Here is a 22,109-nt window from a genome sequence, read left to right on the forward strand (position 1 = left end):
TCAACTGACATCGCCTATTCCATCTTCCATGCCCGGATCGAAATCCATTCTTCGTTCAGAAACCGCACTGGGTGCCCTGATTCTCCACCTGGAACGGGACTACGGCTTCAACACCCGAAAACGAGGCCGGACCTACTTTCGCAACGGTGCCGTGCACCATATTTGGGAGGACCACGAAATCCTGACGGGCAGCGTGACCGGATCACACGGTGAACTCTATACCACCACCCTGCATCTCGCGGACGACAAGTGGCACGCCGATTGCACCTGCCCCGTCGGTGAAAACTGCAAGCATGCGCAAGCCTTGGGACTACAGTGGCTTGAGCAGGATATCGAAATCCAAGCGGAGCGAATGTATCCGACCAAACCTCCCGTCGCCCCCGCTCCGGTGAAAAAGCGCAAGAACAGTTTTCGCGAGCATTGGAGCCCTCTTCTTGCCGCGAAAATAGGTCGTGACCTGACCCGCGACGAAAATCACCTGCTGAGCCAACTCTCCGCGCTATTCCACGATTATCAGAATCTCGGTCGATTGACCCGTTTCGCGCTCAACGAGCATGGGTTTGCCGCGACATCGATTCCCTACGACTACAACGCTTGGAAGCCTGCGTTCACCGGTTGGTGGTCCGACGAAAATCCGCCCGCCGACCCGTGGGAGCTTTGGCAGTATATCGCGCTGCACTGGGAACGCGAAGGTCAGCCTATTCCCGAGGCCTTCAGCGGCATGACTGATACGACTGCGGTGAGAGTCCGGATCGACGAGGTGCTGCAACGCGAGGAACTCGAACAATGGCGGAGATCCTTCACCTCGCGCGCGATCGCCCAATCGGAAACCCCGAAAACCAGCCCACTCCGCGACACCTACTCCGATTTGCGCATTCGTTTAAACGCCAGCGGGGAAGCCTTTCTCGAAGGTGCACCTCCCGACGCTAAAGCTTGGCGCGCACCAACCCAAAAGTGGTTGAAACACCTCGCAACCACTCGTCTCGACGAAATCGAAGCCTACCCGGAACCCGCTCGCAGCGTCGCGCTCACGTTTCGCTTCAACGCTCATTACGACCGGATCGATCTCGGACGCGGCGGCCAACTCAGCGTCGGCCAGCTATCCACCATACTCCAGCACCCTCACGCAGTTGCTGCCGTGCGTTTGCCCGACGATTCGCCCTATCAAGTCCAGCCCGATCCCGTCGAGCTGCATGGGCAGCCCGACCCCAAAGACCCCAGTCGACTGCTGTTCACTCGACAGCTGCCCAACGGCCGGGTCATCCCCACCGATGCCGCTCCATTTGTTCACGCCCCCGACCCGCTCTACCTGATCGACAACCGCGTCTGGCTGGGGCCCGAACGACTGCCCTCCTCCCGACTCCCGATCTCCGCTCTGTCCGACCCCGGCATCTCAGGTCAACTCAAGCAACTCGGCTTGCGCCTGCCCTCCTCCTTCGAGGCCAAGTTCGTCGACGTCGAATTGCGGCCCTTTCTGCGGTGTTGGCTCAGCGAGACCGACGCCCACCACGCGTATTCCTCCACCACTTTTCACGTCCAACTCTTCGCTCAGTCTGATGACCCGCCCTGCGCCCAACATTGGGCCGGTTTTGAGGGATGGAATTGGACCGCAGACGACCGCCCCCCGACTCCTGCCGCCGACACGCCCCACTACCGGTTTGACCTCTCCCGAGCCAACGCCGTCAGCGCATGCTTCGGTGAGTTCAAACTCGTCTATGCCTCCCAGTTCAGCTCGTGGATTCGCAACGTCACGGCGGACTTCCCCCAACAATTCACGATGTGGCGGGCGAGCCTGCCAGCCGATCTCGTGATTGAAGCCTCCCCCGAACTGCAAGGTCTTCTCGGTGACCCCCTTCGAGCCCGCGTCACCGCCTCGGTTTCGCCCAGCAAGGGATCCGGTCAGGACTGGTTTGACGTCTCGCTCAAACTGCAACCCGAAGACGTCACCCTCACCGACGAGGAACTTCGCCTCCTCGTCGCGGCTCGCGGCAAATGGGTGCGACTCCCGCAGCGCGGATGGCAACGCCTCTCCTACGACCCTACCGACAAGGGCGACCTTGATCCCGCCGTCGAACGCTTGGGTCTCACCCCCGACCCCTCCGATCTGCTCACCTCCCGCGCCCGGCCCGAAACCCATCGCTACCACGCCTTGCAACTGGCCGGAATCCCGCTCGATGACAAAGCCCTGGCCACTCGCTTGCGCCAGCGGGTGAAAAAGTTGCAGGCCGTCGTCGCTCCTCCCGTCCCCGCCGATCTCACCGCCCACCTCCGTCCCTACCAAAAAGAAGGTTATCACTACCTTGTTCATCTCGCGACGCAGGGCCTTGGCGGTATCCTCGCCGACGACATGGGGCTCGGCAAAACCGTGCAAACCCTAGCGTGGCTGCTCTGGCTGCGTGACCGTCGCCCGACCGGCTCCCCGCCTTTCCGGGTCCTGATCGTATGCCCCAAATCCGTCGCCCCGAATTGGCAAAATGAAACCGCCCGTTTCACGCCCACACTCACCGCTACCCGCCCAGTCCCCCGCCAGCCCCTGCCCACCGACGCCAACCTGCTGGTCATCAACTACACTCAGTTGCGCCTTCGCGCCGACGATCTCACCCCCATCGAGTGGGACGCCGTGATTCTCGACGAAGGGCAGAACATCAAAACCCCGACCAGCACGACCGCCCGCACCGCCCGCGAACTCCGCGCCCGCCACCGGCTCGTCCTCAGCGGGACGCCGATCGAAAACCGACTGCTCGACCTCTGGAGTCTGCTCGCTTTCGCTCAACCCGGTCTGCTCGGCACCCAAGCCTCCTTCCAACGCCTCTACCGCGAAAAAGAAGACCCGGCCGGCGCCCGCAGCCGCCTCGCCACCCGCGTGCGCCCCTTCATGCTGCGGCGCACCAAGAGCGAAGTCGCACGCGACCTACCCGCCCGCACTGAAGAGGACATCAGCTGCGAACTCGAAGGCCCCCAGCGCAAACTCTACGACGCCGAGCTCAAACGCGCCCGCCAACTGCTGCTCAAGGTCAAAACCGCGCGCCAATTCGACGCGGAGCGCTTCAACATTCTTCAATCCCTCCTGCGCCTTCGCCAGATCTGCTGCGACCCGCGCCTCGTCAGCACCGATACGGCCGCCTCCGCCAGCGTTCGCAAAACCACCGCCACCTCGAGCGCCAAACTCGAAGCCCTCGTCGACACCCTCGAACCCCTTGTCGCCGAAGGTCACCGCGTCCTCGTGTTCTCCCAGTTTGTCACCATGTTGGAGCTGATCCGCGAAGCGCTGGTGGCTCGCCGCATCGGCCATCTGCTGCTCACCGGCCAGACCGAGAATCGTCAGGAACTGGTGGATACGTTTCAAGCGACCGACGGCCCGCCCGTTTTCCTGCTTTCACTCAAAGCCGCCGGTGCCGGACTCAACCTCACCGCCGCCAGTTACGTCGTGCTCTATGACCCGTGGTGGAACCCGGCGGTCGAAGCTCAGGCGATCGATCGCACCCACCGTATCGGCCAGACCAACAACGTCATCGCCTACCGCCTCATTGCGAAGGACACCATCGAAGAAAAGATCCGCGCCCTCCAACACGACAAAGCCGCCCTCGCCGCCGCCGTCGTGCAAGAGGACAGCCTCGCCAAAGTCATGGACCTCGACAGCCTCCGCGACGTGCTGAGTTGAAGTTGTCGCATTGATCTTTCCCGTCCGACCAAATAGTTGATGACCCATGAATCCGACGCGGATCAATCGACGCCTCGACGAACCCAAGGTCAGCTCACCATTCGCAGCGGAGGCGAATCGTGAACAAGGCGAGACGGACAGGGACACGCCCGATCAATGCATGAAGCGAAGAGGCTCCAAATCCGGGCTCAGTTTACTTCGAGCTGGTCGGGGCATTTGGCAGGGCCGGAACGATCTTGATGCCCGGGCGATCCGAGAAAAGTTCGCCCGCCATAGAACGGGTTAGGCGATTGGGCAATTCCGTATTCAAATAACAATCACGCCACGTGTCTATGAAACTCACCCACTTCGGCACCAGCTATTGTCGAAGTATCGGCAAAGAACCAGTATCACGTAGTAGCCCGCTTCGATGAACAATCAGATGAACGAACGCATCCGGCTTGAGGGGCGCGGGGGAATTGCCCCTGAAATCGAAACGGCCTGGCAGAGCGAAACGCGTCACCGCGTCGCGGAAATTCAAAGCGGACAGGCAAAAGGCATTCCACTGGATGAGGCTTTGGCTGAAGCCCGCAAGCGCGTCGGGCTGTGAAGCGTGGCCGTGAAGGAGATGGAGCGTCCTCCGTCAGCATTCGCGTTCGGGGCTGGCCAAACCATGGCGGACCACCGAAAGAAGCATCATGTCACTTTTAGTAGAAATCGGGCCTCAGTTGGAGGCGCTTTGTTTTCGGCTCATGGTCAATGGCGTGCCCGTGCGCGCCGAGGTCGTTGATGAGATTCTCACGGAGGTCGATGAGAGCGACTCCTACGGCGAACAATTCTACGATCTCGCCGAGACGACCGACTACACCGTCGAGGGCTACGTCGAGGACGACAATCCCACCACCGTCTGGATCACATTTGACGGCGATGAGGAGGTCTACGGCCCGATCGAGGCCAAGATCCTCGCCTGGTATCGCCAGAACATCGACCTCAAACCCGAGGACGAGGCTCGCCAGCCACCGGAGGACTAGGCGGGGGGATTCGTGGCCCACCAAGCCACCCAAAAACCAGAACGTGGTAACGACCACGTGAGGTAGGCTGCCAGCTGGCTGGCGCGGTGAAGAGCACTCGCCAGCAGGCGGCCTACACGACCCCAAGTTAGTCGCACCTCGCGCATAATTTTCGTGCTCTTTCGTGTGATTTCGTGGGCGAAAATATGCTCCCGATTACTTAGCGAAGCGCACGTCGAGTATCGCCAGAACGTCGAGCTCAAGCCCGAGGACTAGGTGGGCGGGATTCGTAGCCCACAAAACCACACGAAATCACACGAAAATCTGGGCTATACTGGAGAACCGACCCTACGGTATCCGGTGAGAATCATAACAGGATCGTGTAGGCTGCCCGCTTGCGGGCGCTCCCTTCAGCGCGAGCAAGCTCGCTGCCTACTGGGGTGAATTGGAATCATGCACTATGTTTCGTGCCCTTTCGTGTGATTTCGTGGGCCAAAAACGTGGCTCCGTTCACGGCGCAAAGCGCACTTCGAAACAGGCACCACCTGCGGGGCGGTTCGCCGCGCTGATCGTGCCGCCGTGCTTTTGCACGATGTCGCGGGAGATCGACAGACCCAGTCCGAGGCCGAAGGCACCGCTTTGATTCTTGGTCGTGTAGTTGGGGTTGAAAATGCGGTCGAGTTTGTCGGGGGCGATACCCGTCCCGGAGTCGGCAATGCGCACCACGGGATGGGCGCCATCCATCACGGTCGAGACGAACAGATCGCCGCCTTCCGGCGTGGCGTCCATCGCGTTGACCAGCAGGTTGGTCCACACTTGGTTGATCTCGCCGAGGTTGCCGGGAAACGCGGCGACCGGCTGGAGATCGAGGTGCAGCTCGTAACGCTTCAGGCGGTTGTTGAGCACCGTAAGCGTATCTTGGATACCCTGCACAATGTCGGCGTCCTCCCAGGCGGTGGACGACTGCCGGCCGTAGTTGCGCAGGCTTGTCACGATTTTTTCAATACGATGAGCCGAGAGGTTTACCGCCCGGAACGACACTCCCAGCTCGTAAGCCGAGAGCAGTGATTCAAGCACTGGCGCAGCCGCCTTGAGCCGCGGCGTAACCACCGCCAGAGCCGGGGCGGTCAGCTGCGCGAGGCGGCGGGCCAGCGGCCGACCCATCTCGGAATGCGTCGAGAGGAGCTCGTCCATGCGGTTTCGCTTTTCTTCGGAGCTCCAGAACGGACACTCCAAGCCCGCGGCGAGCAGTGTCGCCTCGTGCGCACAGGCACCGTCGGCCGCAAAGGTGCGCTCCAGGGCCTCGCGGGCGGTGTCGACGCCACGCAACATCGCGCCGACCGGGTTGTTGATCTCGTGCGCAATGCCGGCGAGCAACTGTCCCATGGTGGCCAATTTTTCCTGATTCACCAACCGGTTGGTCATGTGCTCGAGTTGGCTGATGGTGTCGCGCAGTTGATTGCGCTCGGCCTTGAGCGCGGTCTCGAGTTGGTGCCGTTCCATGTGCACGCTGATCATGTTGCGATAGCGGTCGGACAGGTTGCGCACGAAGAGGTTTTGCACGGCTTGCACAAAGCGGCGATCGCGCGCGATGAGGCGGTCGAACACTTCCCGCCCGATGGCGATGCACACGACATCGGTCTCCGCCTCGATGCGGGCAAATACGGGAGTGCGGCTCCAGAAACTGGTGAGCCCGAGCATGGAGCCCGCGCCAAAGGTATCCACGTCAACCAGGTGTCCGTGGTCATCGCTTTTGCGCAACAGGGCGGTGCCTTCGAGCAGGATGAAGAGGTTCTCATTGGCCTCGCCCTCCTCGACAATCACGTCCCGCGCGGCGTAGTTGACCGCACCTTGCCGCAACTCCGGGAGCGCTTCGACCAAGCCGCGCATGTCCGAGCCCAATTGCGCGGGCTCGAAGGGGAAAGCGTCGTTGGGTTCGGTCATGCGGCAGGGGGCGCGGCTCACGTGTCGGACATGATGCCCTTGCTACGCACGGCCTCGACCAAACGGACGGTGTCGAGGGACGTGATGTAGCGCATGGGATCCTTGCCGGTTTCGATGATGTAGTCGGTGAGCAACCGTTTGGCGACCTCGATCAAACTTTCCTTGGTCCAAGGTTTGGCCACGTAGTAATCGAGACCACCTTGGTTGACGGCGTTGATGGTGGCCTCGAGGCCGGCCTGGCCGGTGAGCAGCGCTTTTTTAGTGAGCTTCCACGGTTCCTGTTGGGAGATCCAGCGCATGAGTTCCACGCCGGTTTCGGCGGGCATGACGTGGTCGCAGAACACCGCGCCGACTTCGTCGCCCGCATCGGCGATGCGTTGCAACACGGTGCGGGCCTCGGCGGCGGACGATGCCGTTTCGAGGGGAAACAGGTGCTCCAGGGTGCTCAAGTCGCGCTCGACGGCTTCGAGCACGTCGGGCTCGTCGTCGATGCACATGATGTAGATCTGGTTCATGATTTTGTCCTATCGGGGTTGAGGTTTACGAGACGAGGGCGGGCCAAAGCGTGAGACCCAGCAGAACGGACAAGGTCACCCCGACCAAGCCTACGATCAGGCCGGTTTTGGTGAGGTCCTTGGATTCGATTACGCCGGTGCTCATCGCAATGGCGTTGGGGGGAGTCGAGATGGGCAGCGCCATCGCGAGGCTGATGATGACAGCGATCGCAACGACCGCGCCGACCAGGTTGAAGTTGCCGGTCGCGGCGAGCGTGGCGCCCACCGAAATCGCGAGCGGCATGATGATGGTCGACGACACGGTGTGGGAAACGAGGTTGGCAAGAACGAAGCCCACCAAGCCAAACACCACCACGACTCCGGCGTTACCCAAGGTCGCCCAGGAGACTTGCCCGATCAACCAAGCGGCGAGTCCGGTATCCTTCATGGACAGTCCGAGCGAGATGCCACCCGCCATGAGCCAGAGCACTTCCCACGAGAATCCGCGGATGTCTTTTTTGTCCAACACGCCGAGCGCGGGCAAAAGCGCCACCGGCAGGAAAGCGACCATGCTGGTCGAAATACCGTGCACTTTTTCGGTGACCCAAAGCAGCACGGTGATCGCAAAGATCGCGTAGGAGATGAGTGCTTTGGGCGATTTGTTGAACGACCCGGAAAGGTTGAGTTCGAAGTGGTTTGTCGCGGGTTTAAAAAGTTTCACCAGCAGCCACCACGCGAAGACCAACATCACGATCGCGAACGGCGTCGCCAACATCATCCAGGACGAGAACGAGACCGTGTAGCCAGCATCCTTGAGGGCCGCGAGCGCGACCGCGTTGGGCGGCGTGCCAATCGGCGTGGCGATGCCGCCGATGTTGGCCGCGACGGGAATGGCGAGCGCGATGCCTTTGCGAAACGGATCGGTCGGCGACATGGTGGCGACGATCGGCAACACGACGGTCATCATCATCGCGGTCGTCGCGGTGTTGCTCATGAACGCCGACAACGTGCCGGTGCACAACATGAGGCCGAGGCACACGAAGGCCGGCTTGGTGCCAAACGGCTTGAGCAGCACGCGCGTGAGACTCAGATCGAGCCCAAACTTCACCGCCGCTGCCGCGAGCGCAAAACCGCCCATGAAGAGGATGATGATCGGGCTCGCGAGCGTCGCATAGAAGGTCGCGTAGGGGGTCGACTTCACCGTGATGGAGCGGTGCATCGGATCGGCGATGACCCGGGCCGTTTCATCGAGTCCCGGACCTGTCACCGCCACCCGGTCGTCACCGAGCGGCACGATCGTCGCGGGCTTGATGGCGCGAGCCGACTTGTCCTCCGCGTTGAGATAAAGCACGCCCGCGTCGTTGATGACGGTCGCAGGCACGACCAGCGCGCCGGTCGCATTCATCTCTGTTTCCGCCAAGGGCGCGGTGCGCACCGAAAAGACAATGCCCTGACTGCTCAGCAGAATCACTTGGAGTAGAATCACCAGCATCGACGTCGCAAAGATCGGAATGGGCTCCGTAATCCAAAAAACCGCGGCGAGGACAAATATCCCCAGCGTAATTTGGGCCGACAACTCCAGGCCATTCAACGGCACGAGCATCGCGGCGGCAAAACCTGCGATTCCCAGTGCGAGACCTATCAACGCCTTTGCATTCATTTTTTCGTGTGGCGGTGCGGATCATCCGAACCGCCCATAAGTTAGCAGAATCAAAATTCCGGGCACGAGCGTGGACTCTGTTTCGGCTGATCACTTCTTGTGAAACCGTGCGCGTTTGCTCATTTCGGCCGGTTTCAGGCGGTTGCTAAAAGGCCGCACCGCCCTCGAAACTCGTTGCCAGCGAGAAAAAACCCCCGACGGGTAGCACCCATGAAAGCGCGGATTATATTGGCCGAAGCCACCTCTCCCGACGGCGGCCGCCTCTCCCTCTACGAGCAGGACGGAGCTTATGGCATCAGTCACAATGGCCAGGAGTTGATGCATTCGCGCGCCAACGCCTCCGAGATTCTGCTCGGGCAAATCGGCGTGGCTCATCTGGCGCGCGACGCCACCGCTCGCGTGCTGGTGGGCGGGTTGGGCCTGGGCCACACCTTGCGCAGTGTGCTCGATGCGACCGGCCCGGCGGTGACGGTCGACGTCGTCGAATTGATCCCGGCGGTCGTGGAGTGGAACCGCACTCACCTCGCGCCTCTCAATCGCGACGCCCTCAACGACCCACGTTGCCACGTCCGCGTCGCCGATGCCGGCAGCGTCATCCACAACGCCAAGGCGCATACCTACGACACGATCCTGCTCGATCTCGACAACGGTCCCGTCGCCATGGTCGCGGTCAACAACGCCCGCCTCTACGCCGGCTCCGGTCTGCGCGCCGTGCACGCCGCGCTCAAACCCGGCGGCTGCGCGGTCTTCTGGTCAGCCGGTCCGGACAAAGCCTTTGCCGCCCGCCTCACCCAGCAAGGCTTCACCACGGAAGCCGTGCCCGCCAAGGTGCACGATCGCGCCAAACGCGCCGCCTACATGCTCTACGTCGCGCGGCGGAAAAAGTCGTAACGGCCAAGAAACCACGCGACGCGAGCGCGAAAAGGTAGGGCGTGCTCGCCGAGCGCGCCGATGCATGGCAATCGCACCACCACCATTTTACCGGGTGCACGCGTTCGGCGGTTTGCTTCGCCATCTCCGTTCTTCGAGGAGGAACTCCGTCGGCGAAACCACCCTACCTCAATTCGCAGTGAGTCCGGTCACCTCCGCGATGATGGCATAGGATCGCAGCCGAGCCGCCTGATCAAAAATGGCGGCGTTGATCATGATCTCGTCCGCGGCGGTTCGCGCGACGAGCGCCTCCAGCTTGCGCTTCACCGTGTCGGGCCCGCCGATTATCGACGCGCTGAGCATCCGATCCACCGCCTCGCGCTCCGGCGCCGACCACAACGCATCCATCGACTCGACCGGGGGCGGCAGTTTGCCTGGCTCACCGCGAATGAGGTTGAGAAATGACTGCTGGGACGAAGTCGCGAGATGGTAAGCCTCGGCGTCGGACTCGCCCGCGACGACATTGATGGTCACCATCGCATGCGGTTGGGACAGCGCGCCCGAAGGGGTGAACACCTCCCGATACGCCGCCAACGCGGGCATCATCGCGGCGGGCGCAAATTGACTGGCAAAAGAAAACGGCAGCCCCATTCGCCCCGCCAGCTCCGCGCTGTAACCACTGGAACTGAGCAACCACAGCGGCACGTGCGACCCCTGCCCCGGCACGGCCTGGACCGGTTGGCCCGGCGTCGCGTCGCCAAGGTAACGCTGCAATTCCGCCAGCAAACGCTCGAAGTTGTTCTCCTGGCGGAAACGCTCCTGCCGCAGCGCCATGGCGGTGGCTTGGTCGCTGCCCGGCGCCCGCCCCAGGCCGAGATCGATGCGTCCGGGAAACATGGCTTCCAGCGTGCCAAACTGCTCGGCGATCACCAAAGGGGAATGGTTGGGCAACATGATGCCACCGGCTCCGACACGAATACGGGAAGTCACCGCCGCGAGGTGCCCGATCAACACCGCCGTCGCCGCACTCGCCACCCCGGGGATGCTGTGATGCTCCGCCACCCAGTAACGGCGATAGCCGAGTTTTTCGGTCGCCTGCACGAGTTCGCGGCTACGACGAAACGCGTCGGCGGCATCACCCCCTTCCACGATGGGAGCGAGATCGAGCACGGAGAGCGGAAGAGATGCGACAGAAGCCATGTTTACCCGCACCAGATGCGTTGTTGCCAAATCGGCAAATCGATCGGCCATCACGTTTTCATTTTGAAGCGCAGCACGAGGGCTGTTGCGGTGGTTCACCGCTCTCATGCCCGAACAACCCCGCTCCAAAGATCCGCTGCACGGCATCACCCTGAAAGCTCTGCTCACTGAGTTGGTCGACGAGATGGGCTGGGAGGAACTCGCCGCGTGGGTGCCGATCAACTGCTTCCGGCTCGACCCCAGCATCAAGTCCAGCCTCACGTTTTTGCGCAAAACCCCGTGGGCGCGCGCCAAAGTCGAAGCCCTCTACATCCGACGTCAACGCCAGCGCGACCGCGCGTAGTGGCATAGTCGCGACTGCAAACATCGCGCGTTTGTGTAACGTCGGTTCCCTTGCATTGCCGCCCAACTCGCCCATGGTGTGGCTCTCCCTTTCCTATGAAGAAACTTCTGATCATTCTCGCCATTGCTTTTGTGCTGATCGGCATCCCGATCATGATGGCCATCGGCACCTACAACGGTCTCGTCGGCCGTGAACAAGCCGTCGACGCCGCCTGGGCCCAGGTGGAAAACGTCTACCAACGCCGCGCCGACCTGGTGCCCAATCTCGTCGCCACCGTTTCGGGTGCCGCCGACTTCGAGAAATCCACCCTCACCGAGGTGACCAACGCCCGCGCCTCCGTGGGCAAACTGCAACTCCCGCCCGGCGCGCCCGACGACGCCGCCCGCTTCGCCCAGTTCGAACAGGCCCAGAGTCAGCTCGGCGGTGCCCTCTCTCGCCTGCTCGTTTCGGTCGAACGCTACCCGCAGCTCACCGCCACGGCCAACTTCCGCGACCTGCAAGCCCAGCTCGAAGGCACGGAAAACCGCATCTCGGTCGAACGGGGCAAATTCAACACCACCGTCCAGAGCTACAACACCGCCATCAAGAAGTTCCCCGCCGTGATCCTCGCCGGCCTGTTCGGTCACGAAGCCAAGCCCTACTTCACCGCCGCCCCCGGCTCCAACGAAGCCCCCAAGGTCGACTTCGGCGGCTAACGGTTTCGATCCAAAACGCCAAGCCGCGAAGAACGCAAAGTATCGCCAAGCCAAACCATCACCCGCTGCCTTTCAACTTTGCGCGTCTTGGCGTCCTTAGCGTCTTTGCGATAAATTTCCGATCCCTTGCCTAAACGCTCCCTCCTCATCCGCTTCCTTCTCCTGTTCACACTCATTGGTGGTTTGGCCGCCACCGCCGTGGCCGAGACGATTCCGTCCGCGCCGCGCGCGTATTTCAACGACTACACCGGGCGCATCTCGGCCCCCACGGGACGGCAGCTCAACGCGCAACTGGAAGCCTACGAACGCGAGTCGTCCAATCAGCTCCTCGTCGCGATCTATCCCACCATGGACTCGGATTCGTCCGTGTTCGACTACACCCAGCGCGTGGCCGAGAGCTGGAAGGTCGGTCAGGCCGACCGTAACAACGGCGCGGTGCTGTTCATTTTCCTCAATGACCGCCAGGCGTATCTGCAAGTGGGTTACGGCCTCGAAGGCGCGCTGCCCGACGCCACCGCCAAGCGCATCATTTCCGACGAACTCGCCCCGAGTTTCCGTCGCGGTGATCTCGACGGCGGTCTCTCCGCTGCGGTGGGGGCCATGATCGCCGCCACCAAGGGCGAATACGTCGGCTCGGGCCGCACCGCCGGCGACGGTCGCGGTCGCACCTCGGGGCGCACCACCGGCGCGGGCGGTTTTATACTTATTCTCATCATCGTCGCCCTGCGCATGTTCTTCGGCGGACGTCGCGTCATCATCGGCGGCCGCGGCCACCATCGCTCCACCGGTATGTGGATCGGCGGCGGGGGGGGCGGCGGCTTTGGTGGGGGGGGCGGAGGCGGTGGATTTTCCGGCGGCGGCGGCAGTTTCGGCGGCGGCGGCGCAGGAGGAAGTTGGTAACATGAGCGAACTCAAAGTCTTCAACGAACAACTCGATCACCCGCGCATCGAAGCGGCCATTGCCGCCGCGGAAATGAAAACGTCCGGCGAAATCCGCGTCGTGCTCCAGGCCGGTCCCGTCGAGGATGCCACCGCCAGCGCCGCCCAGGAATTCGCCCATCTCAAGATGCACCGGACGGCCGAGCGCAACGCCGTGCTCTTCTTCGTCGCTCCCGAGGCGCGCAAGTTTGCCGTCTACGGCGACGAAGGCATTCACCAAAAATGCCCGCCCAATTTCTGGACCGAAGTCGCCGCCGCCATGGAAAAACACTTCCGCGCTGACGACCCGACCACTGCCCTCGTCGAAGGCATCACCCGCGCCGGCAATCTGCTGGTCGCCGAGTTCCCCCGCCAATCCGACGACGTCGACGAGCTGTCCAACAAAGTCGTCAACCGCCCGGCGGCTGACTGATTCGCACGATCGGCCGCAAGGCTGCGGACCCTCCCTGCCCGCAGACTTGCGGCCGGACGTGGACTCACTCCTTATCGGAAGTATCGCCATGCTGTCGCCGGAGTCGCCGTCCCCGCTATCCCCGCCGGTCCCATCAGTCCGAAAACGTCTGCAGGCATGGTGGTGGGCCAAAATGCTGGGCACGACCCTGGGCATGGCGGCGTTCATGATGGTTTACTTCTGGTTGCTGGATCATCCCCGTTTTGCCGTGACAACGATGCCGCTGACCGCGCTCGACCACTTGATACCATTCCTGCCGTTCACCCTTCCCTTGTATCTCTCGCTCTGGGCCTACGTGTCGCTGGCGCCCGCTTTTTTGATCCGGCGCGACGAATTAATTTCTTACGGCGCAGCGACGGCGGTGCTCAGCGTCATCGGACTGGGCGTATTCTATTTCTGGCCGACCGCCGTGCCGCCGGCCGATATCGATTGGTCGCAACACCCCTCGTTCTTGTTTCTCAAGAACGTCGATTCCGCCGGAAACGCCTGTCCGTCCCTCCACGTGGCGTTCGCCACTTTCACGGGACTGTGGTTCGCACGATTGGGGCGCGAAATGCGGGGTGGGCCGTGGTTGCACGGGGCAAACTTCCTGTGGTGTCTTGGCATCATCGTCTCGACCGTGACCACCCGCCAGCACGTCGTCCTCGACGCCATGGCCGGAATCGTTTTGGGCGGTGCTGTCGCTGGAGGGCACTTTTTTTATCTGCGGCGGTCCACGCCGCCCATCGCCCCAGCCTTCCCTTCAACTCATGCCTGATTTTGATTACGATCTCCTCGTCATCGGCGGTGGCCCCGGTGGGAGCACGGCGGCCACCGTCGCGCGGGGTCACGGCCTGAGAACGTTGGTGGCGGAAAAGGCGAAGTTTCCCCGGTTCCACATTGGCGAATCTCTGCTCCCTGCCGGCAATGCGGTGCTCCAGGAGATCGGCGTATGGCCGCAAGTGGAAGCGGCTGGCTTCATGCCGAAGTTTGGCGCGGAGTTCCACTATGCCGACGGTTCAGCCGTCAAGACGGTGGATTTCAGCACCAGCCTAATCGCCGGTCTGGATCGCACCTTTCAGGTCGAGCGTGCCCGCTTCGATGAACTGCTGCTCAACCACGCCGGTGCCCGTGGCGCCACCATCCGCCAGTCCACGCCTGTCACTCAAATTGAACGGATCGACAACGGCTACCGCGTCACTCTCGGTGCCGGTGAGAACTCCGAAACCCTGCGGGTCTCGTGGGTGATCGATGCGACCGGTCGCGATCAAAACCTCTCCGGTGCCCCGAAACACGCGCTCGACCCGGTGCCGTTTCCCAAACGCATCGCGATCTACAGCCACTTTCACGGTGTGAAACGCGCTGAAGGTCCGGCGGGGGGCAACGTCGTCGTGGTGCGCATCAAACACGGCTGGGGTTGGTTGATCCCGCTCGACGCCACCCGCACGTCGGTGGGACTCGTCGCCACCGCCGCCGCTTTCAAGGCGGCCGGCCAAAGCCCCACCGACTATTTTCAGACGGTCATCTCCACCGCCTCGAAACTGCACGAGTTGATGGGCGACGCGACCGCCATCGAACCGTTTCACACCACCAGCGACTACAGTTTCAGCCGTCATGATCTGGCCCAAGATCGCTTGCTGCTGGTCGGCGACGCCGGCGGGTTTTTGGACCCCATTTTTTCCTCCGGCGTGCACCTGGCCACCTGGACCGGCAAGGTCGCCGCCGACCTTGTCGCCCGGGCCCATGCCGCAAAACGCCCCCTGCATCCCGGCGAACAGCGCGCCTATACCCGCCTCGTCAAACGCCACACGGGGGTGTTCCAAAAGCTCATCACCGCGTTCTACGATGAAGCCGCATTTGAGGTGTTCATGTGCCAGGATGTGCCCTTCAACCTCTCCCCCGGCCTCACCTCCATCGTGGCCGGTCACACCGATCTAAACTGGTCACTGTGGTGGCGCTTCAAAATCTTTCTGCTCGTCTGCCGGTTGCAGCGCCGGTGGCGTCTTGTGCGCTAACCTCCCCCGAACCGTTCTCCCGTAACCCATTCATTCAATCCCGCCCCGCCTCCTCTAACCGCTCTCATGGATCAACCTTCCCCCACCGCTGCCGCGCGCACGCTCGTCCGCCACTTTGAGCCGGACGTGCAGGAAGCCTTTGGTCGATTCCAGTCCTCCCGGTCCCCGGAGGACGCCAACATTGTCGTCCTCGCCGTCGTGCGGGATCACGCTCCCGACCCCGCCGCCGCTACCGCCGACCACGATGATCTGAGCCTGATCAACGACTTGAATTTCGACTCCGTGACCATCGCCGAGATGGTGTTTTTCATCGAGGACCTCTTCGAAATCCGCATCAGCAATGCAGAGGTGGTGCGACTGCACACCATCGGTGATCTGCGCAACTTTGTGCGCGACAAGCTGACCTCCTCGCCCGCGTCATGACCCATCGCGCGGTCATCACCGGATTGGGGTTCATCACGAGCATCGGCAACGATCGCCCGACCGTAACGACGAACCTGCGGGCGCTGCGACCCGGCCTGGCCCGGATCGAGTTCATGGGCAATCCGGACCTGCCCGTGAAGGTCGCAGGCACCATCAAAGACTTCGACGTCGCGTCACCCAGCTGGCGCGACTGGCGGCACCCATCGGGCTACAATCTGCCGCGCGAAATCCTACGCAGCCTCCCGCCGCACGGGCTCTACGCGTTGTGTGCCACCGACCAAGCCCTGGTCGACGCCGGCCTCAGTCCGACCGACCTCACCGACGGCACTACCGGGCTCTATGGTGCCTCGGCCGGCTCGGCTTTTCTGCTGCATCACCACCTCGCTCAACTCCACGCCGTCCGCGGTGAACGGGGCAACCCCATGGGAGTGGTTTCATCGATTGCCGGCACCCTCAATTTCAACCTCGCCGCACACTACCACATCCGCGGCGCGGTGGGCGGGTTCGCCGCCGCCTGCGCTTCCTCGAGCCACGCGCTCGGGTGCGCACTCGACGACATCCGCCTCGGTCGCCAGACGCGCATGCTCGTGGTCGGTGCCGAAGAAGCCAACGCCGAGAGCATCCTGCCCTTCGCCGCCATGCGCGCACTCACATCGCGTGACGACCCGCTCACCGCCTCCCGCCCGTTTGACCGCACCCGCAACGGTTTCGTCGGCGCGGGCGGGGCGGTGTGCCTGATCCTCGAGGAACTCGGATCCGCCCGCCGGCGCGGCGCGCCGATCTACGCAGAGCTCGTTGGCTGGGGCCAGGCCGCCGACGGTCACAACGTGGCCGTTTCCCATCCCGAGGGCACCGGCTTGGCCGACGCCATGCAACGCGCTCTGGCCGACGCCGCGCTCGGTCCGGCCGACGTCGACTATGTTAACGCCCACGCCACCTCGACCGTCGCGGGCGACCGTTCGGAGGCGCTGGCGTTGGGCAATGTGTTCACCGCCGCCGGGGCGCACCCTCGCATCAGCAGCACCAAAGGCCTCACCGGGCATCCGCTGTCCCTCGCCGGGGTGATGGAAGCCGGGTTCTGCGCCCTCGCGTTGCGCGAAGGTTTTATCCCGGGCAACGCCAACCTGACCGATCCCGACGAAGCCTGCGCCGGGCTCGACCTGCCGCGCACCACCCTCGATGATTCACCCGACGTGGTGCTCAACAACAGCAGTGGTTTCGGAGGGAGCAACGTGTGCCACGTCCTGCGGCGTCTGACTTGATTTACCCGCCGACCTTGCGAACATGCCTTCACCCATGTCAGACCCGCTCATCCCTCGCCTGAAGCAGCTCATCATCACCACGTTGAAGCTGGAAGACGTCACCCCGGAAGAATTGACCGATGACGAGCCACTCATCGGGTCCGGCATGAACTTGGATTCGATCGACGCCCTCGAACTGGTCGTCGTGCTGGAAAAGGAATTCGGTATCAAAATCACGAGTAGCGAAGAATCGCGCGAAGCTCTCGCCAGCGTCGCGCAACTGGCCGCGTTCATTCGCGCCCGGGCCGAACCCGGTCGCTTGCCCGAGGCCTGAGCCGTTTTGCTGCCCCGCTCCGCCATGTTGACTCCGCCCGTCGCCCTCACCGCCGCCGGGGTGGTCACCGCCCTCGGCGATGGTCCCGCGACGCACGCCGCTCTGCTCCGCGGCGAAAAGGCACTACGGCTGACGCCGGTGCTGGGGGCCAACGGCGGTGAAGACGTGCCGCTGGCGCTGGCCGCCGGTCGCGGGTTCGATGAAACGGCCCCGCCCAATTGGATGCCAGTGCTGCACCAACTCGCCGCCCACATTCCGGCGGCACCGTGGGGATCAGCCCGTTGGCCGGTCTTTGTCACCAGCAGCAATTTCGGCGTCGGCAGCCTTTTCGCCTTCCGACAAGGCGGCGGCGACCTCGCCCACCTGACCTACGGCACGCCGCACGCCACCGTGGAATGGTTGGCGACCCAACTCAATTGGGGCCCCAACGTCACCACGCTTTCGCACGCGTGCGTCTCCGCCCACCTCGGAATGCTGCTTGCCACCCGCACGTTGCAGGCGGGGTTGGCCGAACGTGCGCTGGTGTTCTCCTTCGACTTCATCAGTCCGTTCGTGGCGGGCGGATTTCACGCCCTGAAAATCCTCAACGCCGACTTTCCCGCGCCCTACGCGGACCGCGCCACCGGCTCGATCGGTTTGGGCGATGGCGCCGCCTTCGCCGTGCTGTCCCGACCGCAGGACGAACCCACCGCCGAATTCCACCTCACGGCGCAACACCTGCACAACGAGATGCACCATTTCACCGCCAACCGGACCGACGGCACCGGCTTTGCGACCTGCCTGGAGCCATTGCGCCGAGCCACGGCCGACCGTCACGTTTGGATCAAGGGTCACGGCACCGGCACCCTCGAAGCCGGACGACTCGAATGCGCCGCGCTCACCACCGCGTTTCCCGACGCCCCGCTGGTCGGCTGGAAGGGCAGCCTCGGCCACACCCTCGGGAGCTGCGGTCTCGTCGAGCTCGTGCTCGCCATGGAATCGTTTCGCCACAGTCGCGCGCCCGGCACCGTCGGTGGCGTGGGCCCGACGTTTCATCCCACCGTAGCGCTTGATCCCGTTGATGTTTCGGCGTGCGACGCAGTCGTCTGCGCCAGCAATGCCTTCGGCGGCGCGCACGCCGCCACCTTGTTGACTCATGCTTGAAGCCTACGTGCACGATTTGAACCTGCAGAACGCGACCGGCGAGGACGCGGCCGCCACGCGCGCCCGAGTGAAAGACCGTTTTGCCCGCGGCGCGACGCGACGCATGACGCAGCTCGGCCTGCTCGTCAGCACCGCATTGGCCGACCTCGATCCGGATCCCACCGCGACGGTCATCTACCTCTCCGCCTACGGTGAAAGCCGTGCGCTGGAGGGTTACCTCGACAGCTTTCCCGCCGCGAGCCCCACCCAGTTTCAAACCTCCATCCACCCCAGTGCGGTGCAACAGGCGTTCATCGGTCGCCAACAACCGGTGGGCGAGTTTCTGCCCATGACCGGTCGACTCCATCTCGTCGCGCAGGGTCTGCAAACCGCGCTGCTGTGTCCGTCGCGACCCGTGATCGTCTGCGGCGGCGAAGAACGCGGCGGTTGGCTGTTGGAAAACGGCGTGGCCAGTGCACGCAGCTTCGCGTTCGCGTTCAGCCTCCAGTCCGCAGCGGTCGGTGCTGTGGCTCGAATCAGTCTCACGCCATCGGACGAGCCCCCCCGCGCTTTGCTGCTGGCGGATTTTTTTGACGCTCTGGCCGCGCGCCGACCGCTCGACCCGATCGATGGTCCGGGCGCGCGTCTTGCCCTGGAGTGGATCTGAACACGACCATGCCTGTCGCCCCGCGCAATCCCGGTCCCGGTTGGGGCTACCGCTTTCTGCTCCTCTGCGACCGATGCCTGCCGGAAATTGTTTTCCGGCCGCTGCGCGGCGCGGGAACCTTCGTCGCCCTACTGTTCATGCCCGCCCAACGCGCGCATTCGCAAACGTATCTGGCTACGATCATGGAGTGCGCGCCGACTTGGCGCGACACGTGGCGGCACTTTTTTGCCTTCGAGGAAAGTTTGATGCTCAAGCTCCGCGTGGCGGCAGGGGCACCGCAACCGGTCGAGCTCGCCCCCGGCGATACCGGATTGCGCGAGGTGTTGGCCACCGAGGAACCGGCGCTGCTGGGCACGTTCCACGTCGGTCACTCCGATATCATCGGTTTCCTGCTCGGGAGCCACCGACAGCGGCGTGTATCGATGGTGCGGTTACGCGTGGGCAACTCCGATGACACCGAACAACTCCGCACGCAGTTCGGCGACTGGATCAGTTTTATTTGGGTTAACGACCCGGCCAATCTGCTCTTCGCCCTCAAGGAGGCCGTGGCCGCGGGCGAGTCGATCGCGCTCAAGTGCGACCGACTGGAGTTCAGTGCCAAGACGGAGGTGTTCGATTTTCTCGGCGCGCGCCGCCGGTTTCCATTCACGATCTACCACCTCGCGCTGATCTTCCAGCTTCCCGTGGTGTTGAGCGTGGGCCTGCCGGGCGGGAACGGCCAATCGATCGTGCATTGTTCGCCCCAGTTCCGCGCCGATGCGTCATCCAAGGCAGCCAACCTGGAGCGCGCCCGGACGCACTTTCAGGCTTTTCTTCACCGACTGGAAGACATGCTGCGGGAGGACCCTTACCAATGGGCCAACTTCCTGCCGCTCAACCCTATCGTGCCATGACCTTCCGCCGACGTCTTCTGCGGCTGTATCACTACCCGGCCAACATCGTGTCATGGACCATGTTTGCGGCCGTGGGTCTGGCGCTGAACGCGGTCTGCGCCCCGCTGTTGCTCGTGCGCCGCCGCCCGTCGGACCAGGTGCGCCGCACGATCAAGAGTCTGTTCGTCGGGTGGTGCAAATGGCTCCATGCGACTCGGCTGATCTACGTGCGTTTTCACGGATTCACTCCGGAAGCGATGACCGGGCCGGCGGTCTACATCGCCAACCACCCCGGTCTGCTCGACGCCACGTTCATCCTGTCCCAACTGCCGGACACGATCTGCATTTTCAAACCGGAGATCATCCGCAATCCCGTGCTCGGTCCGGCCGCGCGCATGGCCGGTTACGTGTCCGGCACCAACGGCGTCGACCTCATTCGCGACGTGGCGGCCAAGGTGGAAGCCGGCCGCTCTCTGCTCATCTTCCCCGAGGGCACCCGCACGGCCGCCCATGTGGATCTCAATCCGCTGCGCCCCGGCTTTGCGCTAATCGCCGCCCGCGCTCGCGTGCCGGTTCGACTGATATTGGTCAAAGCACCGCGCGATCTCGTGCCCAAAGGGTGGTCGTGGTGGCGCGCGCCATCGTTTCCCTCGCACGTCGACATTCATCTGCTCGGTGAACTCACCGCGCCCGAGCCGTCTTCGGCTAAGGCGTTGACCGAGCTTGCCACCCGTCAATTCTCGGCGGTCCTCGCCCGCCATGACACCGCCTTCGCGCACCCATCTGGTTCTGATTCCCAGCTATAACACGGGGCCGCGTTTGGCCGACACCGTGACGGCCGCGCTCGCGCAATGGAGTCCCGTGTGGGTCGTGGTCGATGGCAGCACCGATGGCTGCGACGAAGCCGTCCGAACGCTCGCGGCTCAAGACCCCCGTCTGCGCGTGATCACCCGCCCCACCAACGGCGGCAAAGGCGCGGCGGTCGCCACCGGCGTGACGGCGGCTCACGCGGCCGGATTCACCCATGTGCTCACCATGGATGCCGACGGCCAGCACCCGGCCGACCACATCGCGCCCTTCATGGCGGCATCGCAGGCGCAGCTCGCGGCGTTGATTCTGGGCCGCCCCGTCTTCGGCCCGGAGGTGCCGCTCGAACGCCTGCACGGCCGCAAACTCAGCGTGGGACTCGCCTACCTCGAAATTCTCGGCGCCGGTATCGACGATCCGCTGTTCGGCTTTCGCGTTTACCCCGTCGCCGCCTTGGCCCGCGCTTTTACCACCACGCGGCGGGCCCGAGGGTTCGACTTCGATCCCGAGGTCGCCGTGCGACTCTTTTGGGCAGGCGTGCCGACCGTCAACCTGCCCGCGCCGTGTCGCTACCTCGCCAAGAACGACGGCGGGGTTTCGCATTTCCACTACCTGCGTGATAACCTAAAACTTATCTGGCTGCACACCCGCCTGCTCAGCCAACTGCTTTGGCGCTGGCCGCAAATTCGCCGCCGCCGTCGTCGCGCCACTTCCTGATCCGCATGCGTCTTTCGTTTCACCTCTTCCTCGTTGGGACCGCGCTCACCGCCGTGATCGCCGGTCCGACCGTGGCCGAGGACGACGCGCCCGCACCCGCGCTGACTGTCACCGCCACGGGATCCGCGTTGGCGGCCGACCCTGCGTGGCGCGAACTCTTCGTGCAACTCGGCGCGGCCCGCTCGCGTTACTCGACCTTCGAGGAGTCCCGCTATTTTCCGTTTCGCCGCACGCCAGTGATCCTGCCGGGCGAAATCCGCATCCTGCCCGGCCGCGGATTGAGTCTGCGCTATCCCGAGCCCAAGGAGCGTATCATGATCGTGGATGCGGACGGCGTGCTGCTGCGCGACGCCAAGGGCCGCGAACGCGCCGCCCCGCGCGACGGCCACGCCCAGGCCGCGACCACGGCCCTGACCAACGTATTGCAATTCGACCTCCCCGCCTTGCAAGAGGCGTTTACCGTGGAAGGCACCCGGGACGGCGCGGCTTGGACCCTCACGTTCACGCCCCGCGAGGCCGAGCTCGCCGAGCGGCTCGGCACCATTCAGGTCGACGGCGAAGACAACCAGTTGCAACGGATCGAGATGCGCCAGTCGGACCGCCAACGCATCGAAATCGTGATCGGTGAGTCACAGGCGGACGTCATCTTTACCTCCGCAGAGATCCAACGGTTCTTCCGCTGATTC

The 22,109-nt window shown here is 63.5% G+C and carries 23 protein-coding genes; 19 read left to right on the forward strand and 4 right to left on the reverse strand.

Annotated features, from left to right (window positions below):
- The first annotated feature begins 28 nt into the window (after positions 1-28).
- The 3 genes from PXH66_RS19015 to PXH66_RS19025 all read left to right on the forward strand — a co-directional run bounded on the left by PXH66_RS19015 (position 29) and on the right by PXH66_RS19025 (position 4,671).
- On the forward strand, positions 29-3,661 hold the full coding sequence (locus tag PXH66_RS19015) for a DEAD/DEAH box helicase (RefSeq protein ID WP_330930929.1): 3,633 nt from the start codon (positions 29-31) through the stop codon (positions 3,659-3,661).
- Positions 3,662-4,082: 421 nt separating this feature from the next.
- Positions 4,083-4,250, forward strand: a complete 168-nt coding sequence (locus PXH66_RS19020) for an addiction module protein (protein WP_330932116.1) — start codon at positions 4,083-4,085, stop codon at positions 4,248-4,250.
- 88 nt (positions 4,251-4,338) lie between these two features.
- Entirely contained in the window at positions 4,339-4,671 is a 333-nt protein-coding gene (locus tag PXH66_RS19025) for a hypothetical protein (RefSeq protein ID WP_330930927.1), read from the forward strand.
- A gap of 489 nt (positions 4,672-5,160) precedes the next feature.
- Here the strand turns inward: PXH66_RS19025 and PXH66_RS19030 are convergent, their stop codons facing one another.
- From PXH66_RS19030 to PXH66_RS19040, 3 genes are read right to left on the reverse strand one after another with little or no spacing between them, the layout of a single operon-like run.
- On the reverse strand, positions 5,161-6,615 hold the full coding sequence (locus PXH66_RS19030) for a sensor histidine kinase (protein ID WP_330932118.1): 1,455 nt from the start codon (positions 6,613-6,615) through the stop codon (positions 5,161-5,163).
- Positions 6,612-7,109: a response regulator gene (locus PXH66_RS19035; RefSeq protein ID WP_330930925.1), complete on the reverse strand. Its 498-nt coding sequence runs from the start codon at positions 7,107-7,109 to the stop codon at positions 6,612-6,614. Before PXH66_RS19035 ends, PXH66_RS19030 begins: the two co-directional genes overlap by 4 nt.
- A gap of 25 nt (positions 7,110-7,134) precedes the next feature.
- Positions 7,135-8,748: an SLC13 family permease gene (locus tag PXH66_RS19040; RefSeq protein ID WP_330930924.1), complete on the reverse strand. Its 1,614-nt coding sequence runs from the start codon at positions 8,746-8,748 to the stop codon at positions 7,135-7,137.
- 210 nt (positions 8,749-8,958) lie between these two features.
- On the opposite strand from PXH66_RS19040, the gene PXH66_RS19045 reads away from it, so the two are divergent.
- Entirely contained in the window at positions 8,959-9,639 is a 681-nt protein-coding gene (locus tag PXH66_RS19045; RefSeq protein ID WP_330930923.1) for a spermidine synthase, read from the forward strand.
- Positions 9,640-9,807: 168 nt separating this feature from the next.
- Here PXH66_RS19045 and PXH66_RS19050 read toward each other — a convergent pair whose 3' ends face one another.
- Positions 9,808-10,818 carry an LLM class flavin-dependent oxidoreductase gene (locus PXH66_RS19050; protein ID WP_330930922.1) on the reverse strand — a complete coding sequence of 337 codons (1,011 nt, stop codon included), beginning with the start codon at positions 10,816-10,818 and terminating at the stop codon, positions 9,808-9,810.
- Between the two features lie 106 nt (positions 10,819-10,924).
- Between PXH66_RS19050 and PXH66_RS19055 the strand changes: the two genes are divergently transcribed.
- The 15 genes from PXH66_RS19055 (at position 10,925) to PXH66_RS19125 (ending at position 22,106) form a co-directional block, all read left to right on the forward strand.
- The gene (locus PXH66_RS19055; RefSeq protein ID WP_330930921.1) at positions 10,925-11,161 is read left to right on the forward strand and encodes a VF530 family protein; all 237 of its coding nucleotides are present in this window, start codon (positions 10,925-10,927) and stop codon (positions 11,159-11,161) included.
- A gap of 95 nt (positions 11,162-11,256) precedes the next feature.
- Entirely contained in the window at positions 11,257-11,856 is a 600-nt protein-coding gene (locus PXH66_RS19060) for a LemA family protein (protein ID WP_330930920.1), read from the forward strand.
- A 126-nt stretch (positions 11,857-11,982) separates the two neighbouring features.
- Complete coding sequence (locus PXH66_RS19065; RefSeq protein ID WP_330930919.1) at positions 11,983-12,756, forward strand: TPM domain-containing protein; 774 nt, start codon at positions 11,983-11,985, stop codon at positions 12,754-12,756.
- A 1-nt stretch (position 12,757) separates the two neighbouring features.
- Entirely contained in the window at positions 12,758-13,207 is a 450-nt protein-coding gene (locus PXH66_RS19070; protein ID WP_330930918.1) for a TPM domain-containing protein, read from the forward strand.
- 58 nt (positions 13,208-13,265) lie between these two features.
- Positions 13,266-14,003 (forward strand): phosphatase PAP2 family protein, encoded by a 738-nt coding sequence (locus PXH66_RS19075; protein WP_330930917.1) that lies wholly within the window; start codon positions 13,266-13,268, stop codon positions 14,001-14,003.
- Positions 13,996-15,240 (forward strand): NAD(P)/FAD-dependent oxidoreductase, encoded by a 1,245-nt coding sequence (locus PXH66_RS19080; RefSeq protein ID WP_330930916.1) that lies wholly within the window; start codon positions 13,996-13,998, stop codon positions 15,238-15,240. Before PXH66_RS19075 ends, PXH66_RS19080 begins: the two co-directional genes overlap by 8 nt.
- A gap of 66 nt (positions 15,241-15,306) precedes the next feature.
- Positions 15,307-15,663 (forward strand): acyl carrier protein, encoded by a 357-nt coding sequence (locus tag PXH66_RS19085; RefSeq protein WP_330930915.1) that lies wholly within the window; start codon positions 15,307-15,309, stop codon positions 15,661-15,663.
- Positions 15,660-16,925: a beta-ketoacyl-[acyl-carrier-protein] synthase family protein gene (locus tag PXH66_RS19090; protein WP_330930914.1), complete on the forward strand. Its 1,266-nt coding sequence runs from the start codon at positions 15,660-15,662 to the stop codon at positions 16,923-16,925. Before PXH66_RS19085 ends, PXH66_RS19090 begins: the two co-directional genes overlap by 4 nt.
- 34 nt (positions 16,926-16,959) lie before the next feature.
- The gene (locus PXH66_RS19095; protein WP_330930913.1) at positions 16,960-17,238 is read left to right on the forward strand and encodes a phosphopantetheine-binding protein; all 279 of its coding nucleotides are present in this window, start codon (positions 16,960-16,962) and stop codon (positions 17,236-17,238) included.
- A 24-nt stretch (positions 17,239-17,262) separates the two neighbouring features.
- Entirely contained in the window at positions 17,263-18,381 is a 1,119-nt protein-coding gene (locus PXH66_RS19100; protein ID WP_330930912.1) for a beta-ketoacyl-[acyl-carrier-protein] synthase family protein, read from the forward strand.
- Positions 18,374-19,027, forward strand: coding sequence for a hypothetical protein (locus PXH66_RS19105; RefSeq protein WP_330930911.1), 654 nt, complete (start codon positions 18,374-18,376; stop codon positions 19,025-19,027). The genes PXH66_RS19100 and PXH66_RS19105 overlap by 8 nt, the downstream gene beginning before the upstream one ends.
- Before the next feature lie 8 nt (positions 19,028-19,035).
- The gene (locus PXH66_RS19110; RefSeq protein WP_330930910.1) at positions 19,036-19,920 is read left to right on the forward strand and encodes a hypothetical protein; all 885 of its coding nucleotides are present in this window, start codon (positions 19,036-19,038) and stop codon (positions 19,918-19,920) included.
- On the forward strand, positions 19,917-20,705 hold the full coding sequence (locus PXH66_RS19115; protein ID WP_330930909.1) for a lysophospholipid acyltransferase family protein: 789 nt from the start codon (positions 19,917-19,919) through the stop codon (positions 20,703-20,705). The genes PXH66_RS19110 and PXH66_RS19115 overlap by 4 nt, the downstream gene beginning before the upstream one ends.
- Positions 20,659-21,423 (forward strand): glycosyltransferase family 2 protein, encoded by a 765-nt coding sequence (locus tag PXH66_RS19120; protein WP_330930908.1) that lies wholly within the window; start codon positions 20,659-20,661, stop codon positions 21,421-21,423. Before PXH66_RS19115 ends, PXH66_RS19120 begins: the two co-directional genes overlap by 47 nt.
- Before the next feature lie 5 nt (positions 21,424-21,428).
- The gene (locus tag PXH66_RS19125; protein WP_330930907.1) at positions 21,429-22,106 is read left to right on the forward strand and encodes an outer membrane lipoprotein carrier protein LolA; all 678 of its coding nucleotides are present in this window, start codon (positions 21,429-21,431) and stop codon (positions 22,104-22,106) included.
- The last annotated feature ends 3 nt before the right edge of the window (positions 22,107-22,109 follow it).

Source organism: Synoicihabitans lomoniglobus (genome assembly GCF_029023725.1).
GTDB lineage: Bacteria > Verrucomicrobiota > Verrucomicrobiia > Opitutales > Opitutaceae > Actomonas > Actomonas lomonigloba.